1 pseudogene is annotated in these 302 nt (G+C 76.8%); it reads right to left on the bottom strand.

Annotation, left to right across the window (positions count from 1 at the left end):
- Positions 1 to 169: 169 nt before the first annotated feature.
- Positions 170 to 302, bottom strand: a pseudogene (locus JHD80_RS27935) (ATP-binding cassette domain-containing protein); the annotation flags it as partial.

Genomic DNA, 302 nt, shown 5'->3' with positions numbered 1-302 from the left:
CCCCCCCCCCCCCCCCCCCCCCCCCCCCCCCCCCCCCCCCCCCCCCCCCCCCCCCCCCCCCCCCCCCCCCCCCCCCCCCCCCCCCCCCCCCCCCCCCCCCCCCTTTTCAAGCAGACGACGGCATACGAGATCGCGCCTAGAGTCTCGTGGGCTCGGAGATGTGTATAAGAGACAGGGACTGGATCTCCTCGCCGGCGAAGCGGATGCGCCCCTTCGTCACCGGCACGAGCCGCGAGACGGTGTTGAGCGTCGTGCTCTTGCCGGCGCCGTTCGAGCCGAGCAGGGCGACGATCGCGCCCTCC

The organism is Allobosea sp. ASV33, from assembly GCF_016428755.1.
Lineage (GTDB): Bacteria > Pseudomonadota > Alphaproteobacteria > Rhizobiales > Beijerinckiaceae > Allobosea.
Note: the sequence above shows the minus strand (reverse complement) of the source record. Positions and strands in the feature narration are given on the sequence as shown.